Below are 15,610 nucleotides of genomic sequence, written 5' to 3' on the forward strand. Positions count from 1 at the left end.
CCCACCCGCCCGTCCCACTGCGAGCGCACGCGCCCGGTCGGGAGCGGTGCCTACACTGACCGCGCCGTCGGCCGGACGGCCCCCCGAACCTCCGAGGAGCAGCCATGCGCGCGACCGTCATCCACGGCGAGCGGGACGTCCGGGTCGAGGACGTCCCGGACCCGGCCCTGCGCGAGGGCGGCAGCGGGCGCGACGCCGTGGTGCGGGTCGTCGCGGCGTGCGTGTGCGGGTCGGACCTGTGGACCTACCGGGGCGTGCAGCCGGTGCGGTCGCCCAAGCGGATCGGGCACGAGTTCATCGGGGTCGTCGAGCAGGTCGGTGACGCGGTCGAGCACGTCGCCGTCGGCGACGCGGTCATCGCGCCGTTCTACGTGTGCGACGACACGTGCGTGAACTGCCGCAACGGCGTGAGCACGTCGTGCCTGCACGGCGGCTGGTGGGGCTCCGCCGACCGCGAGGGCGGCTTCGCCGACGGCGGCCAGGGCGAGCGCGTCCGGGTCCCGCTGGCCGACGGCACGCTCGTCGTCGTCCCGGACCTCGACCTGGAGAGCGAGGCGGGCCGCGCGCTCGTCCCGCACCTCCTCACTCTGTCCGACGTCATGGGGACCGGGCACCACGCGGCGCTGTCCGGCGGCGTCGGCCCGGGCTCGACGGTCGCGGTCGTCGGTGACGGCGCGGTCGGCCTGTGCGCGGTCGCGGCCGCCCGCCGGCTCGGGGCGTCGCGGATCGTCGCGATGTCACGGCACCCGCAGCGGCAGGAGCTCGCGCGGACGCTCGGTGCGACGGACGTGGTGCCCGAGCGCGGCGACGAGGGCGTCGCGCGGCTCAAGGAGCTCTTCGACGGCGTCGGCCCGGACGTCGTGCTCGAGTGCGTCGGGACGGCAGAGTCGATGGACCAGGCGCTGCGGTCGGCGCGGCCCGGCGGCCAGGTCGGCTTCGTCGGGGTCCCGGCGGGCGGTCCGGAGCTGCCGGTGCGGACGATGTTCGACACCAACGTCGGCGTGCGCGGCGGCGTCGCCCCGGTCCGCGGGTACATCGAGGAGCTGCTGCCGGAGGTGCTCGACGGGCGCCTGCAGCCGGGGGTGGTCTTCGACCTCGAGCTCCCCCTCGAGGAGGTCGCCGAGGCGTACGCCGCGATGGACGAGCGCCGCGCGACCAAGGTGCTGCTGCGCCCCTGACGCGCGGCGCGGACGCGACCCCCGCCCACACCGGAGCGCGTCCGGTCACGCGCACCCGCGTCGCGACCTGCGTGGACGGTCCGACGCCGGCCGTTCGACGGCCCCTACGGTGTCCGCCGTGACCCGTCCGCTGCCGCTCGCCGCCGCCCTCTGCCTGCCCGCCCTGCTGCTCGCGGGGTGCTCGGGCGCACCGCAGGAGGCGGAGCCCGCGACGGCCGTCCCGACCGCGTGGCTCGACGCCGCCGCCGACGGCTGGCCCGGCTCGGCCGGCCACGGCAGCTCCGCGCCGGTGCTGTCGGGCGACGACTGCGTCCTCACCGACGAGGTCGTCGCACGCGGCGCGACGGCCCGCACCGACCTGAGCGGCTGGGGGCCGTACGGCGACGACGCGTCCACCGACGACGCCTTCCGCTACGTGTGCGAGTTCCGCGGCGACGACCTGAGCGCGCAGCTGCAGCTGATCCAGGCGGGCTCGTCCACCGACGCCGGCGCCACCGTCGCCCTCTTCCTCGACCAGCGCACGACGTCCGACCAGGAGAACGAGCCGTCGACCGTGCAGGTGGCCGGGGTCGACGTGCACGTCAACCAGCGCTGGTACCCAGGTCCGGGCTACGGCGAGGCGACCGCGCTGTTCCACGACGAGGACGCGGATGCGCTCGTCCAGCTCGAGGTCTCGTCGCTCGACGAGCACGCGTTCGAGGCGTACACCGCGCAGCAGGTCGCCGACGACCTCATGGAGCAGCTCGGCCGCGCCTGACCGCAGCGTGGGCCGCGCACCCCGCCTGGCCTGCGCCCGCCCCGTGACCGATCCCGCCGGGGGTCGTCAGGCGGCGGCCGGTACGGTCGGCGCGAACGGCCGGATCTCCTCCTCGCCTCCGTCGACGACCAGGCAGCTGCTCTCGGGCACCTCGAGCCACGCGCCGCGCAGGTCCCCGAGCGGCTCGGAGACGACGACCCGCGTCTCGTCGGACAGGTCGTGCAGCACGGGGTTGTCCGGGTACTGGTGCCGCAGGACGGCGACGTCCTGGTTGCGGAACAGGGAGCGGGACCGCCCCTCCGACGAGTAGCGGAAGGCCCACAGCCGCCGGCCGTCGGTCACCGCGACGGTGCCCTGCACGGGGTAGGTGACGCCGTGGCGCCGCCCGGCGTCCTCGACGAGCCCGATCGCGGCGGCGACGGCGGACGGCGGGTCGTCCTGGAGACCGCAGGTCAGCGCGAGGTGGAACAGCGTCTCTGAGTCGGTCGTGCCCTCGATCAGGGGGAACAGCGACGGGTCGACGGCGAGCTGGAGGTCGCGCTTGAACGTCGCGAAGCCGTCGACGAAGCCGTTGTGCATGAAGAGCCAGCCGTCGTGCCGGAACGGGTGGCAGTTGGACTGCTGGACGGCCGAGCCGCTGGTCGCGCGGACGTGCGCGAACACCGTCCCGGACCGCACGTGCTGCGCGATCTCGCGCAGGTTCCGGTCGCTCCACGCGGGCTCGATGCTGCGGAACAGGCCCGGCTGCGGCGCGTGCTCGTCGTACCAGCCCACGCCGAACCCGTCCCCGTTGGTGGGCTCGGCCCCGAGCCGGCTGTGCAGGCTCTGCACGACGAGCGAGTTGGCGGGCTTGTAGAGCAGGTCGTCGAGCGTGACCGGGGAGCCCGTGTAGGCGAGCCAGCGGCACATGGTCGGCCTCCTTGCCGGCGCCCGCGGGTCGGGCCCGTCGTGCTCACTCTGCGCCGGTTCACCGGCGTTGCCCAGCCCCGGCACCGGCTGCCGCGCGGGATGCGTCGTGCCGCGCGGCGGTGGCGGCCCCGCCGGCAACGTCGGCGCCCGGACGCGGCCTCGGAACTATCGAAAGTCGGCTGTGCGCGACTCGGTCCCGACGCGGCGACGGTCGATCGGGCCGTCGCCTCTTAATCGGTTCAGGTGTCCGCAGACCCCTCGGCATCGCCGTCGTCTTGGGCCACACTCGGCGTCGATAACGATATCGACGCTGCTGGCGCCTCCCGCGCCCCCGGCACGTCCGGCCGCCGACGCCCCGCACCGCGAGGACGCGACGGGTCCGGACGACCTCCGCCCGTCCCGACGATCGGCACGAAGGAGTGCACGATGACCGATACTTTCGTTCGAAGCCGTGGTGGCCCCCGCCACCGGCGACGCCGCCCGCTCACGGCGCTGACGGCCCTGCTGGCCGCCGGCGCGCTCGTCGCCGCGGGGCTCGCGATCGCCAGCCCCGCGTCCGCCGCCGTGACGTCGAACTCCACCGGCACGAACAACGGCTGGTGGTACTCGTTCTGGACCGACAGCCAGGGCACCGTCTCCATGGACATGGGGTCGGGCGGGAACTACTCGACCCAGTGGAGCAACACCGGCAACTTCGTGGCCGGCAAGGGCTGGCAGACCGGTGGTCGCAAGACCGTCAGCTACTCCGGCCAGTTCAACCCGTCGGGCAACGCGTACCTCACGCTCTACGGCTGGACCCAGAACCCGCTGATCGAGTACTACATCGTCGACAGCTGGGGCACGTACCGGCCGACCGGCACGTTCATGGGCACCGTCACGAGCGACGGCGGCACGTACGACATCTACCGCACGCAGCGCGTCAACAAGCCGTCGATCGAGGGCAACAGCTCGACGTTCTACCAGTACTGGAGCGTGCGCCAGCAGAAGCGGGTCGGCGGCACCATCACGTCCGGCAACCACTTCGACGCGTGGGCGTCCAAGGGCATGAACCTCGGCAACCACAACTACATGATCATGGCGACCGAGGGGTACCAGAGCAGCGGGTCGTCGAACATCACGGTCTCCGAGGGCTCGGGCGGCGGCGGCAACACCGGCGGCGGGAACACGGGCGGTGGCAACACCGGCGGGGGCAGCTCCGGCTGCACCGTGACCGCGACGCGCGCCGAGGACTGGTCCGACCGGTTCAACGTCAACTACACGGTCAGCGGCTCGAGCTCGTGGACCGTGAACCTCGCGCTCAGCGGCAGCCAGTCGATCCAGAACTCGTGGAACGCCAACGTCACGGGGAGCGGGTCCACCCGTACCGTCACCCCGAACGGCTCCGGCAACTCGTTCGGCATCACCGTCATGAAGAACGGCAACAGCACCACGCCGGCGGCGACGTGCAACGGCGGCAGCACGGGTGGCGGCACGACGACACCCACCCCGACGCCGACGCAGACGACGCAGCCGCAGTCGTGCTCCGCGGGCTACGTCGGGCTCACCTTCGACGACGGGCCGAACAGCGGGACGTCGAACCAGATCATCTCGGCGCTCAACCAGTACGGCGCGACCGCGACCGTCTTCCCGACCGGGCAGAACGCGCAGAACAACGCGTCGCTCATGCAGGCCTACAAGAACGCCGGCCTGCAGATCGGCAACCACAGCTGGGACCACCCGCACCTGGTGAACATGAGCCAGAGCGACATCCAGTCGCAGCTCTCGCGGACCCAGCAGGCCATCCAGCAGACGGCCGGCGTCACCCCGACGCTGTTCCGCCCGCCGTACGGCGAGACGAACGCGACCCTGAAGTCGGTCGAGCAGTCGCTCGGCCTGCGGGAGATCATCTGGGACGTCGACTCGAACGACTGGAACAACGCGAGCGCCGACCAGATCAGGCAGGCGGCCTCCCGCCTGACGAACGGCCAGATCATCCTCATGCACGACTGGCCCGCGGCGACGGTCCAGGCCCTGCCGGGCATCCTGCAGGACCTGCGCTCGCGCAACCTGTGCACCGGGCACATCTCGTCCTCGACCGGGCGGGCGGTCGCACCGTCCAGCGCCGGTGGCGGGAACACGGGTGGCGGCAACACCGGCGGCGGCAGCACGGGTTCGTGCACGGTCACCGCGACGCGGGCCGAGGAGTGGTCGGACCGCTTCAACGTGACCTACACGGTGAGCGGCTCGAGCAGCTGGGTCGTGACCCTGACGCTCAACGGCAGCCAGTCGGTGCAGAGCAGCTGGAACGCGACGCTGAGCGGCAGCGGCAGCACGCGTCAGGCCCGCCCCAACGGGTCGGGCAACTCCTTCGGCGTGACGTTCTACAAGAACGGGAGCAGCACGACTCCGGGTGCGTCGTGCGCGACCGGGTAGACGTCACCTGAACGGGAGGACTGACCGGCCCCTCCCGGACCGAGGCCGTCCGCGTACGTCACCGCGGGCGGCCTCGGTCGCGTCCGCGACCTGCCTTGCCGCATCTCTTGCGAAACGATAGTCTTCTATCGTTTCTCGATAGATCGACTCTCAGTGAGGTGCCCATGGGCCGTCTGGCCATCCTCGCCCTGCGCGTGGTGATCGTTCTCGCGTTCACCGGTCTGCTCTTCGTGCAGTTCTTCCTCATGCCCCTGCTCGGCATCGACCTGCAGGAGGCCGGCCCGGACGTGGCGCACCTGCGCTGGGCGCTGCCGATCATCGGCTTCCTGTTCGCCCTCGCCGCCGAGGTCGCGCTCGTCTGCATCTGGAAGCTCGTGACGATGGTCAAGAAGGACACGGTCTTCTCCACGCGCGCGTTCCGCTGGGTCGACGTCGTCATCGGCTGCGCGATCGCCGCGACGCTCCTCGCGGTCGTCCTGTCGTTCCTGCTCGCCCCCGGCGAGGAGGTTCCGCCCGGCATGGTCATGCTCGTCGTCGTCGGCGGCGTCGGCACCGCGCTCATCGCGCTCGTCGTGTTCGTGCTCCGGATGCTGCTCGCCAAGGCCGTCGCGCTCGACACCACCGCGACGACCCTGCGCGCCGAGCTCGACGAGGTGATCTGATGCCGATCGTCGTCGACATCGACGTCATGCTCGCGCGCCGCAAGATGTCCGTCGGCGAGCTCGCCGACCGCGTCGGCATCACGCCCGCCAACCTCGCGGTCCTCAAGAACGGCCGCGCCAAGGCCGTCCGGTTCACGACGCTCGAGGCGCTCTGCCAGGTGCTCGACTGCCAGCCCGGCGACCTGCTGCGCTGGGAGGCCGCCGCCGCGGGTGACCCCGACGACGACCTCCGCGCGACCGGCTGACCTGCACGGGACGGGCCCGGCTCCTCGACGAGGGGCCGGGCCCGTGCGTGCTCCGCGGCGGTCTCAGGACGTCGCGCGCGCCGACGCCGTCCCGGCCGGGTCGGCCGACAGGACGACCGTCGCACCGCCCGCCTCGACGGCCTGCAGCGTCCGCAGCTGGAGCAGGCCCGGCTGCCCGTCGAGCAGCCGCGCCGCGTTGGCCAGGGCCCGCGTGGCCGCGACCTCCGACCGTGCCCGCTCGAGCGCCGCGAGCCCCTGCGCTCGCGCCGTGACGACCTCGGCCGCGGCGCGCCGCAGCTCGGCCGGCACGATCACGTCACGCAGCGCGAGCCGCTCGACCGCGAGCCCGACCTGGGCGGCGGCCGGTGCGACAGCGGCGACCAGCTCCTCCGGCACGACGGTCCGGTCCGCGAGCAGCTCGTCGAGGGTCCGGCGGGCGACCGCCTCCCGCAGCGCGACCTGCGTCGCCGCGTGGAGGAACGCGTCCGGCCCGTCGACGGCCTCGAACCACGTGCGCGGCTCGGCGACGCGCACGGTCGACGTGAGGCTCACCTTGACCGCGAGCCCGTCGCCGGTGAGCACCTCCTGCAGCGGGACGTGGACCACGCGCGGCCGCACGACGACCCGGACGGTCCGGCGCCGCCACGCCGAGAGCCGGTGCCGGCCCGGGCCGAGCACACGCTCGAACCGCCCGTCCTCGTACACCAGGACCCGCTCCCACTCCTGCACGACCAGCCTCATCTGCTCGACCTCCTCCCGTCCGACGTCCCGGCGCCGACCGTCGGCCCGGGGATGCTGCGTCCTGCGGGGGCACCGGCCGGCGCGTGGTCGGGCCGGACGCGGGGGACGTCCCGTCGTCGACGGGAGTCGCAGACCGCGTCAGGCCCGCTCGACCACGCGCCGGTCGGCAGACTGGGAGTCGAACCCACAACGCCTCCAGAGGGCGCCTGCACCTGACGCAGGTGCTCCGGACGACGCGCAGGACCCGCGACGGCGACGCCGTCCGGCTGCTCCCGGAGCGTGGGCGAGCGTAGGTGCGGGCAGCCGAGCGACGCACCGGGTTATCCACAGTCCTGGCCCCGCCGCCGTCCGGGCACCGGGGGCGTCCGCCGCGCACGACGCCCCCGCGCTGCGCAACGTCGGCGGTCGGTCAGTTGAGCGACGCGTCCTCGGCGAACGTCGAGACGATCGCGAGGTCGCCGCCCTGCCGCCGCAGCACGCGCCGCCACAGCGTCGACGGGTCACGCGTGACGGCGTCGTCGGGCTCCGCGTCGAGCACGTACCAGGACCCCTCCTCGAGCTCCCCCTCGAGCTGCCCGGCACCCCACCCCGAGTGCCCGGCGAACACGCGGACGCCCGTCACGAGACCCGCGAGCGCCGCCGGGTCGGAGTCGAGGTCGACGAGGCTGAACGGGCCGACGAGCCGGTCCACGGTCGTGGGCAGGGGCGCGCCAGGCGGTGCCGTCACGACGCCGATCGCGCCGTCGAGGCCGACGGGGCCGCCCTGGAACAGGGTCGCGGGCGTGCTCACGTGCTCCTGCCACGCGGGCAGCACCACGTCGACGTCGACCGGGACGGGGCGGTTCAGGACGACACCGAACGCCCCCTCGTCGCCGTGGTCGAGGACCAGCACGACGGCACGGTGGAAGTTGGGGTCGAGCAGCCGGTTCTTCGCCACCAGCAGCCGGCCGCTGAGCGCCGGGTCGTCCGTCACCGTCCCATCATCCGCGACGCCCGCCGGAGCCGCAGCAGCCCGCGCGTCCGTCCGGGTGAGCGCGCGGGCCGCGGCCCGTCGACGACCGCGCTACGGGCGGCGGTAGACGGAGACGTGCGACGTCGAGTCCTCGTCGAACGGCGCTCCGTCCCAGTCCGCCCAGCGCGACTCGAGCTCGAGGCCGGCGAGACGCGCCATGAGGTCGAGCTCCGCGGGCCACACGTACCGGTGCGGGCTTCGTCCGAGGCGGACGCCCTCGTCGCCGCCGAACCGCACGTGGTGCGAGACGACGAGCTGCCGCACGACGTCCACGGTGTCGACCCCCACGTACCCAGGCTCGACGGCGAACACCGTCGCGTGCTGGCCGGGCGGGAGGATCCGCAGCTGCGGGACCCACAGCTCGACGACGAACCGGCCGCCGGGCTCGAGGTGGGCGGCCGCGTTGCGGAAGCACTCGACCTGCGCGTCCTGGCTCAGCAGGTTCGAGATCGTGTTGAAGACGAGGTAGACGAGCCGGAACTCGCCGTCGACGCGCGTCGTCGCCATGTCGCCGTGCACGACGGGCAGCGTCCGCTCGTCGGCCTTCTCGCGCAGCCGGGCGATCATCGCCCGGGACAGCTCGAGGCCCGTGACGGCCACCCCGCGCTCGGCCAGCGGGATCGCGACGCGGCCCGTGCCGACCGCGAGCTCGAGCGCGCGCCCGTCACCGGCCAGCGCGGCGAGACGGTCGACCGTCGGCCCGAGCACCTCGGGTGCGAACATCCCCTCCCCCGGGGTGTCGTACCGGGCGGCGACGTCGGCGTCCCACAGCTCGTCCTGGGTGAGGTCGAAGATCGAGCGCTCCATGCGGGCCAACCTCGCACGACGCACCCGACCCCGCGCACTCCTTTCCTGGCCACCGCCCGGTATTCGAGCGGCCCTGGGCGGACCGCGGTGGAAGGATCCGCCGGGTGACGCGCACGGACAGCAGCCCCGACACCGCCCTCGCACCGGCCCCCGCCACGACGGCGTCGGTGCGCGCGGGCCTCGACCGGACGCGCGCCGCCTTCTCGTCGCTGCAGGACCGGCGCTACCGGTGGTGGTTCTCGGGTCAGGTGCTGTCGTCGTCGGGGCACGTCACGCAGGCCGCAGGTCTGGCGTGGCTCGTGCTCGACCTGTCCGGCCGTGCGGTCGACCTCGGGCTCGTCACGACGGCGGCGATGCTGCCGATCCTGGTGGGCGCCGCGCCCGCGGGCACGCTGGTCGACCGGTTCGACCGTCGCCGCCTGCTGCTCGTCACGCAGGTGCTGCTCCTGTCCCTCGGGGCGCTGCTCGCGGTGCTCACCGCGACGGGCGTCGTCACGGTGCCGGTGGTCCTCGCGATCGCCTTCACCTCCGGGCTGGTCGCGGCCGTCGACGGTCCGGCGCGACAGGTGTTCGTGCTGGACCTCGTCGGCCCCGAGCGGCTCGCGAGCGCCGTGAGCCTCTACGAGGTCGTCATGAACGCGGCGCGCGTCATCGGACCGTCCGTCGGCGGCGTGCTGCTGGCCCTGGTCGGTCCCGCCGCCTGCTTCGCGTTCAACGCGGCGACGTACCTGCTGCCGCTCGGCGTCCTGGTCGCGCTGCGCGGGCTGCGCGCCCGGACCGCGGTGCACACCGGTGAGCGGCCCGCCGCGGGGTTCCGTGCCGGCGTCGCGTACGCCTTCGGGCAGCCGGTGATCCGCGCGTGCGTGCTGCTCGCCGCGGCCAGCACGATGATCTTCAACCAGGGCGTCATGGTGCCGGTCCTGGCGACCGACGCGCTCGGCCTGCCGCCGCAGGGATTCGGTGCGCTGATGGCCGCGTTCGGGCTCGGCGCGTTGCCGGGAGCGATCGCGGCGGCGGGCGGTGGCGCCCCGACGGGACGGCGCGTCGCCGTGCTGGCGTTCGCCACCGGGCTCGCGATCCTGCCCGTCGGGCTCGCTCCCGGCTTCGCCGTGGCCGTCGTCGCCGCCGCCGTGCTCGGGTTCGTCTCGATCTGGTGGGTGGCGGCGGCCAACACGCTCGTCCAGCTCGTCTCCGCGCCGCACCTGCGCGGTCGCGTCATGGGGGTGTGGACCGCGGCGCTCCCCGGCAGCGCCCTGGTCACCGCCCTCGCCCTCGGGGCCGTGACCGACACGTGGGGCGTGCGGTGGGCCTACGTGGCGCTCGCGGCGTCGTTCCTCGCCGCAGCGGCGGCGGGTGCGCGCGCGCTCGTCGCCCACGACCGGGCCGCCGCCGACGCCGATCGGTCCTGACGGGCGGGAGCCCGGAGCTCCGGCGGTAGGGTCGCGCACCGTGACGACGCTCGGCTTCCGCGGGGTCCTGCTCGACTGGCGCGGCACGCTCGTCGTCGCCCCCACGTACGCCTGGCTGGTCGCGACCGCGCTGGAGCGGCTCGGGCGGCCGCACGGCGACGACGCCGTCGAGCAGGTCCTCGCGCGCCTGCGCGCGACCGACAGCACACGCGTCGAGTCGTCGACGATCGACACCGACGCGGCCGAGCACCGCGCGGCGTACGCGCACTGGTTCCGCACCGCCGGGATCGACGACGAGCTCGCCGCGGCGCTGTACGCGGTCGAGTCGGACGTGTCGCTCGACCCGTTCGCGCACGACGTCGAGCCGCTCCTCGTCGCACTGTCCGACGCCGGGGTGCGAGTCGGCGTCGTGAGCGACATCCACGTCGACCTGCGACCGGTGTTCGCCGCGCACCCGCTGCCGGACGGACGGACGTGGGCCGACCTCGTCGACGTCTGGGCGCTGTCCTTCGAGCTCGGCGTGGCGAAGCCCGACCCTGCGATCTTCCGCGCCGCGCTCGACGGCCTCGGCCTGCCGGCTGCCGACGTGCTCATGGTCGGGGACCGCGGAGCCTGGGACGGGGCGGCCGCCGGGATCGGCATCACCACGCTCGTGCTGCCGCCCCTCGCCCGGCCGGAGGACGCGCGCCTGCACCGTGTGCTGGCGCTCGTGCTGGGCCGCTGAGACGCCCGTGACCGCGGCACGCCCGTCGACAGGACGTCACTCCTGTCGCTCGCGGCGCGCGGCGCTGTGGCACGCGCCTCGTCGGGCCCTCGCGACGTCCCCTAGCACCACACATACCAACTAGTCGGTTGGGTCTTCCGTGCGCGCCTCTCCGCGCGTAACGTCACCGATGACACGAGTCGTCGACTCGTCCGACTCCTGGGAAGGCACGTCGATGAAGATCCGACCCTCCGGAGGCCGTCTCGCCACCGTCCTGCTCGCCGCCGCCCTGGCCGGGATCGCCCCGGCCGGCGCCTCCCCTGCGCTCGCCGCCGACAACCCCTACGAGCGCGGCCCCGCACCCACCACCGCGTCCGTCGAGGCCGTGCGCGGGCCGTTCGCCACGTCGTCCACGTCCGTGTCCCGGTTCCTGGTGAGCGGGTTCGGCGGCGGGACGATCTACTACCCGACCGACCGTTCGCAGGGCACGTTCGGCGCCGTCGCCGTCTCGCCCGGGTACACCGCGCGGCAGTCGAGCATCGCCTGGCTCGGCGACCGGATCGCGTCCCAAGGGTTCGTCGTCTTCACGATCGACACCATCACCACGTCCGACCAGCCGTCATCGCGCGGCGACCAGCTCCTCGCCGCGCTGCGGTACCTCACCACGAGCAGCGCGGTGCGCGACCGCGTCGACGCCTCCCGGCTCGCCGTCGCCGGCCACTCGATGGGCGGCGGAGGCACGCTCGAGGCCGCGAAGGACGACCCGTCGCTGCGCGCGGCGATCGCGCTCACGCCGTGGAACCTCGACAAGACCTGGCCCGAGGTGAGCACGCCCACGCTGGTCGTCGGGGCGCAGAACGACTCGATCGCACCCGTGACGACCCACTCCGAGCCGTTCTACGCGTCGCTCCCGGCGACGACGCCGCGGACCTACGTCGAGCTGCGCGGCGCGAGCCACTTCGCGCCCAACACGTCGAACACGCCCATCGCCCGCAACACCATCGCGTGGCTCAAGCGGTTCGTCGACCAGGACACCCGGTACACGCAGTTCCTCTGCCCGCCGCCGTCCGGCCTCGCCTACTCCGAGGTCCGCAGCAGCTGCCCGTTCTGACGGTCCCCGTCTCCCCGCAGGGCTAACCTGCGGGGAGACGCACCGCGGACGACGGAGGACGCATGGACGACGCACCGGCACCACAGGCCGACCCACGCGCGCGCTGGGCCACGCTGCCCGAGCCGGTGCGGATCGCCGACACCATCACCTCGCAGGCCAGCAGCGACGCGCCCGACCCGGTGATGGGCCGCGACACCGAGACGGAGTTCATGCTCCGCAACGCCGGCTGACGAGAGTTCCCCGAACGCCCGCGCCGCGTGCGGTGGGGGCGCTACCTGCGGGTCCACGAGCACGCCACGGATCCCAGGGAAGGCCGGCGATGACGCGGACGACGCACCCGACCGTTCGCGTGCACGCGACGCCCGGCGATCGTCTCCTCAGGCGCTGGCTCTCGTTCGGCGGGCTGCTCACGGCGATCGGAGCGGGCAACCTCGTCGCCGCCCTCAACTGGAACGCGATCAGCCGCGGCACCGGGGACTTCCGGGCGGTCGCGGCGACGGACCGGTACGCGATCTGGGGCTTCCTGTTCCTGGTGCTCGGTCAGGCCGTCATGACGCGGCGGACGATCCTCGAGTCGCGACGTGCGGACGACGTCGCGGAGGTGCCCGTCGACGACGACACGGCCACCCGCGCCCGCGCCGCTGCGACCCCGCCCGGCGAGCCGCGCGTGCCGGTCGACGACCTCGACGCGGCTCCCCGCCTCGCTCCGGCGCGGTGGCGACGCGTCCTGACGGGCTGGGCGGTCGCGGGCGCGGTGCTGGCGGCGGTGAGAGGCGTCTGGTTGGTCGCCGAGTGGGCCAACCACTGGTACGTCGCCGAGCGTTTCTACGCCGTGCACCTCGATCCGTCGGACCCCGCGGACGCCGGCTACTCCGACATCGCGCGGCTGCTGGAGTCGGGCAACGAGGCGCTGGTCACAGGTGTCGTGCTGCTCGTCGTCGCCGGCGGACTCGTCGTCGCCGCTCGACTCCTGCGCCGCACGCGCACGACGCTCTGACCCCGACGGCCGCCGACGCGGGACCTCCGCGAGCGATATCTTGACGTCAAGATAAGTCTCGTCGACGTCGGAGGTCGGCTGTGTGGGACCCCCAGCAGTACGCGCTCTTCGCCTCGCACCGTGGGCGGCCCTTCGCCGACCTGCTGGCACGCGTGGGCGCCGAGCAGCCGCGGCTCGTCGTGGACCTCGGATGCGGCGACGGGCCGCTGACGCTGAGCCTGACGCGGCGCTGGCCCGGGGCACGCGTCGTCGGGCTCGACTCCTCGCCGCAGGTGCTCGACGCCGCCCGTGCGCTGGACACGGACGATCGGGTCGAGTGGGTGCAGGTGCGGGCCGAGGAGTGGGACCCGACGACGCTCGGCGCGCCGGTCGACGTGCTCGTCACCAACGCGGCGCTCCAGTGGGTGCCGGGACACCTGGATCTGCTGCCGCGCTGGGCCGACGCGCTTGCTGACGACGGCTGGTTCGCGATGCAGGTGCCCTCGAACTTCGACGCACCGTCACACGCGCTCATGCGCCAGGTCGCCGCCCGCCACCCGCGCGCCGACCACCTGCTCCCGGTCCTGCACCGCGCCGCCGCGGTCGCCGCACCGGCCGAGTACCTGGGGGCGCTCGCGTCGCTCGGGCTCGAGGTGGACGTCTGGCAGACGACGTACGAGCACGTGCTGGACCCCGGCGGCGCGCAGCGCTCCCCCGTGCTCGAGTGGGTGCGCGGCACGGGGCTGCGGCCCGTGCTCGACGTGCTCACCGACGACGCCGAGCGTGCCGCGTTCCTCGACGACTACACCGCCGCGCTCGACGCGGCGTACCCGCGCGAGCCGTGGGGCGTCGTGCTCGGGTTCACGCGCACGTTCGCCGTCGGGCACCGGCTGTCGCGTCCGTGACGACCGGTGCACGGGTCGGTGTCCGCGCAGCCACGCGGCGACACCACGACGCCGCGCCCTCCGGCGGCGGTGCGCATCGCCGGCCCTACGCTCGAGCGGTGCTCCGCCTCACCGACGCCCAGCTCGCGTTCGTCACCGAGCGCCATCTCGCGACGCTCACGACGCTGCGTGCCGACGGGACCCCGCACGTCGTCCCGGTCGGGTTCACCTGGGACGAGATCGCGGGCGTGACCCGCACGACGACCGGGCCGCGCAGCGTCAAGGCGGCCAACGTGCGCCGCGCGGCCGAGAGCGGTCGCGCCGCACGGGCCGCGCTCTGCCAGGTCGACGGCCGGCGCTGGCTCACGCTGGAGGGCGAGATCACCGTCGTCGACGAGCCGGGCGAGCTCGCCGACGCGCTCCACCGGTACGCCGAGCGGTACCGACCGCCGCGGCCGGGCGTCGAGCGCGTCGTCCTGCGCCTCGCGGCCGACCGCGTCATGTCGTCGCGCGACCTCCGCTGACCTGCTGAGCACCGGACACGCCTGGTCGCGCGCCGAGCGACGGCCGCGACGCCGGAAGGGCTCAGACGAGCACGACGTCGTCGCGGGCGACCACCCGGCCGCGCGACACCACGAGGGCGCGCGGCGGGACGCGGACGAGCGCGTCGGGGACGTTCTCGGCGTCGAGCAGCACGAGGTCGCCGGGGGCGCCGACGACGAGGTCGTGCACGTCGCGCCCGACGAAGGCGGCGGCGGACGACGTCGCGAGCCGGACGGCACCGGTGAGGTCGTCGTCGGTGCGCAGCCCGTGCAGGCGCGCGAAGCCGAGGGCGATGCGCAGCAGGTCCCCGTCGCCGAACGGGGACCACAGGTCGCGGATGCCGTCGGTGCCGAGACCGACGGGGATGCTGCGCTCACGCATGCCGCGCCATGGGAGCGGTGCGGTGCCGACGGGTGCGACGGTCGCCCAGCCGATCCCGGCGTCGCGGAGCTCGTGGAGCAGGTCCTCCTGGCGGCCGGCGGGGAGCTCGCCGAGCGCGAAGCCGTGCGACACGGTCACCTTGCCGTGCAGACCGGCGCGGCGCGTGCGCTCGACGATCAGCTCGACCTGGAACGCGCCGAGGTCGCCGCGGTCGTGCAGGTGCACGTCGACGCCGACGGCGCGCCGCTCGGCGATCTCGAACAGCCCGTCGAGCTGCGCGACGGGGTCGCGGTCGATGCCCGCGGGGTCGAGCCCGCCGACGTGCGTGGCGCCGGCGGCGGCGGCCTCGTCGAGCAGGCGGAGCACGCCGGGCCGCCGGACGACGCCGTCCTGCGGGAACGCGACGACCTCGACCTCGACGGCGCCGCCGAGCTCCTCGGCCGCGGTCCGGACGTGCTCGATGCCGCGCAGCCCGACGCCCAGGTCGACGTCGACGTGGGTGCGCGTGGCCGTCGTGCCGTGGCGGACGAACTCGCGCAGCACCGCGGCTGTCGACGCGACCGACGGGATCCCGTAGCGGTCGCGCTCGGCGCGCTCGTGCGCGATGCGGCCCTGCGTCGTCGCCTCGCCGCCGTAGGACACCCACGACTGGCCCCACCACGACTTGTCGACGTGCGCGTGCGCGTTCACGAACCCGGGCAGCGCGAGCAGGCCACGCCCGTCGACGACCTCGGCACCCTCCGGCGCGACGGCCGTACCCGCGGGGACGACCGCGCTCACGACGCCGTCCGTCACCACGACGTCGGACGGTTCGGTTCCCCACGGACGGACGTTGCTCACGACGAGGTGCATGCGACCGACGGTAACCCGGCCCGACGCG

The 15,610-nt window shown here is 74.1% G+C and carries 17 protein-coding genes; 12 read left to right on the plus strand and 5 right to left on the minus strand.

The window, feature by feature from the left end:
- Positions 1 to 104: 104 nt before the first annotated feature.
- Together OMK64_RS02815 and OMK64_RS02820 are read left to right on the plus strand one after the other, a co-directional pair.
- Positions 105 to 1,178 carry a zinc-dependent alcohol dehydrogenase family protein gene (locus OMK64_RS02815; RefSeq protein ID WP_272726454.1) on the plus strand — a complete coding sequence of 358 codons (1,074 nt, stop codon included), beginning with the start codon at positions 105 to 107 and terminating at the stop codon, positions 1,176 to 1,178.
- Positions 1,179 to 1,296: 118 nt separating this feature from the next.
- Positions 1,297 to 1,935, plus strand: coding sequence for a hypothetical protein (locus OMK64_RS02820; protein WP_272726455.1), 639 nt, complete (start codon positions 1,297 to 1,299; stop codon positions 1,933 to 1,935).
- A gap of 66 nt (positions 1,936 to 2,001) precedes the next feature.
- Here the strand turns inward: OMK64_RS02820 and OMK64_RS02825 are convergent, their stop codons facing one another.
- Complete coding sequence (locus tag OMK64_RS02825) at positions 2,002 to 2,844, minus strand: class II glutamine amidotransferase (RefSeq protein WP_272726456.1); 843 nt, start codon at positions 2,842 to 2,844, stop codon at positions 2,002 to 2,004.
- A gap of 426 nt (positions 2,845 to 3,270) precedes the next feature.
- Here OMK64_RS02825 and OMK64_RS02830 point away from each other — a divergent pair, with 426 nt between their 5' ends.
- The 3 genes from OMK64_RS02830 to OMK64_RS02840 all read left to right on the plus strand — a co-directional run bounded on the left by OMK64_RS02830 (position 3,271) and on the right by OMK64_RS02840 (position 6,163).
- Entirely contained in the window at positions 3,271 to 5,256 is a 1,986-nt protein-coding gene (locus OMK64_RS02830) for a glycoside hydrolase family 11 protein (RefSeq protein ID WP_272726457.1), read from the plus strand.
- Between the two features lie 164 nt (positions 5,257 to 5,420).
- On the plus strand, positions 5,421 to 5,918 hold the full coding sequence (locus tag OMK64_RS02835; RefSeq protein WP_272726458.1) for a DUF2975 domain-containing protein: 498 nt from the start codon (positions 5,421 to 5,423) through the stop codon (positions 5,916 to 5,918).
- Complete coding sequence (locus tag OMK64_RS02840; protein ID WP_272726459.1) at positions 5,918 to 6,163, plus strand: helix-turn-helix domain-containing protein; 246 nt, start codon at positions 5,918 to 5,920, stop codon at positions 6,161 to 6,163. The genes OMK64_RS02835 and OMK64_RS02840 overlap by 1 nt, the downstream gene beginning before the upstream one ends.
- A gap of 63 nt (positions 6,164 to 6,226) precedes the next feature.
- Here OMK64_RS02840 and OMK64_RS02845 read toward each other — a convergent pair whose 3' ends face one another.
- The 3 genes from OMK64_RS02845 to OMK64_RS02855 form a co-directional block, all read right to left on the minus strand.
- Positions 6,227 to 6,904, minus strand: a complete 678-nt coding sequence (locus tag OMK64_RS02845) for an SPFH domain-containing protein (RefSeq protein ID WP_272726460.1) — start codon at positions 6,902 to 6,904, stop codon at positions 6,227 to 6,229.
- 409 nt (positions 6,905 to 7,313) lie between these two features.
- Positions 7,314 to 7,877, minus strand: a complete 564-nt coding sequence (locus OMK64_RS02850; RefSeq protein ID WP_272726461.1) for a YqgE/AlgH family protein — start codon at positions 7,875 to 7,877, stop codon at positions 7,314 to 7,316.
- A gap of 90 nt (positions 7,878 to 7,967) precedes the next feature.
- A complete protein-coding gene (locus OMK64_RS02855) occupies positions 7,968 to 8,723 on the minus strand; it encodes a class I SAM-dependent DNA methyltransferase (RefSeq protein WP_272726462.1) in 756 nt (251 codons plus the stop codon).
- A gap of 104 nt (positions 8,724 to 8,827) precedes the next feature.
- Here OMK64_RS02855 and OMK64_RS02860 point away from each other — a divergent pair, with 104 nt between their 5' ends.
- From OMK64_RS02860 to OMK64_RS20995, 7 genes are all read left to right on the plus strand, one after another.
- The gene (locus OMK64_RS02860; RefSeq protein WP_272726463.1) at positions 8,828 to 10,132 is read left to right on the plus strand and encodes an MFS transporter; all 1,305 of its coding nucleotides are present in this window, start codon (positions 8,828 to 8,830) and stop codon (positions 10,130 to 10,132) included.
- A gap of 40 nt (positions 10,133 to 10,172) precedes the next feature.
- The gene (locus tag OMK64_RS02865) at positions 10,173 to 10,856 is read left to right on the plus strand and encodes an HAD family hydrolase (RefSeq protein ID WP_272726464.1); all 684 of its coding nucleotides are present in this window, start codon (positions 10,173 to 10,175) and stop codon (positions 10,854 to 10,856) included.
- Between the two features lie 169 nt (positions 10,857 to 11,025).
- Positions 11,026 to 11,946 carry an alpha/beta hydrolase family protein gene (locus tag OMK64_RS02870; RefSeq protein WP_272726465.1) on the plus strand — a complete coding sequence of 307 codons (921 nt, stop codon included), beginning with the start codon at positions 11,026 to 11,028 and terminating at the stop codon, positions 11,944 to 11,946.
- Positions 11,947 to 12,008: 62 nt separating this feature from the next.
- Entirely contained in the window at positions 12,009 to 12,176 is a 168-nt protein-coding gene (locus OMK64_RS02875; protein WP_272726466.1) for a heme biosynthesis protein HemY, read from the plus strand.
- 89 nt (positions 12,177 to 12,265) lie between these two features.
- The gene (locus tag OMK64_RS02880) at positions 12,266 to 12,943 is read left to right on the plus strand and encodes a hypothetical protein (protein WP_272726467.1); all 678 of its coding nucleotides are present in this window, start codon (positions 12,266 to 12,268) and stop codon (positions 12,941 to 12,943) included.
- Positions 12,944 to 13,023: 80 nt separating this feature from the next.
- On the plus strand, positions 13,024 to 13,827 hold the full coding sequence (locus OMK64_RS20990) for a methyltransferase domain-containing protein (RefSeq protein WP_272726468.1): 804 nt from the start codon (positions 13,024 to 13,026) through the stop codon (positions 13,825 to 13,827).
- Positions 13,828 to 13,925: 98 nt separating this feature from the next.
- On the plus strand, positions 13,926 to 14,330 hold the full coding sequence (locus OMK64_RS20995; protein WP_272726469.1) for a PPOX class F420-dependent oxidoreductase: 405 nt from the start codon (positions 13,926 to 13,928) through the stop codon (positions 14,328 to 14,330).
- Positions 14,331 to 14,391: 61 nt separating this feature from the next.
- Here the strand turns inward: OMK64_RS20995 and OMK64_RS02895 are convergent, their stop codons facing one another.
- Positions 14,392 to 15,582: an amidohydrolase gene (locus OMK64_RS02895; RefSeq protein ID WP_272726470.1), complete on the minus strand. Its 1,191-nt coding sequence runs from the start codon at positions 15,580 to 15,582 to the stop codon at positions 14,392 to 14,394.
- Positions 15,583 to 15,610: the final 28 nt, after the last annotated feature.

The organism is Cellulomonas fimi (assembly GCF_028527925.1).
Taxonomy (GTDB): Bacteria; Actinomycetota; Actinomycetes; order Actinomycetales; family Cellulomonadaceae; genus Cellulomonas; species Cellulomonas fimi_C.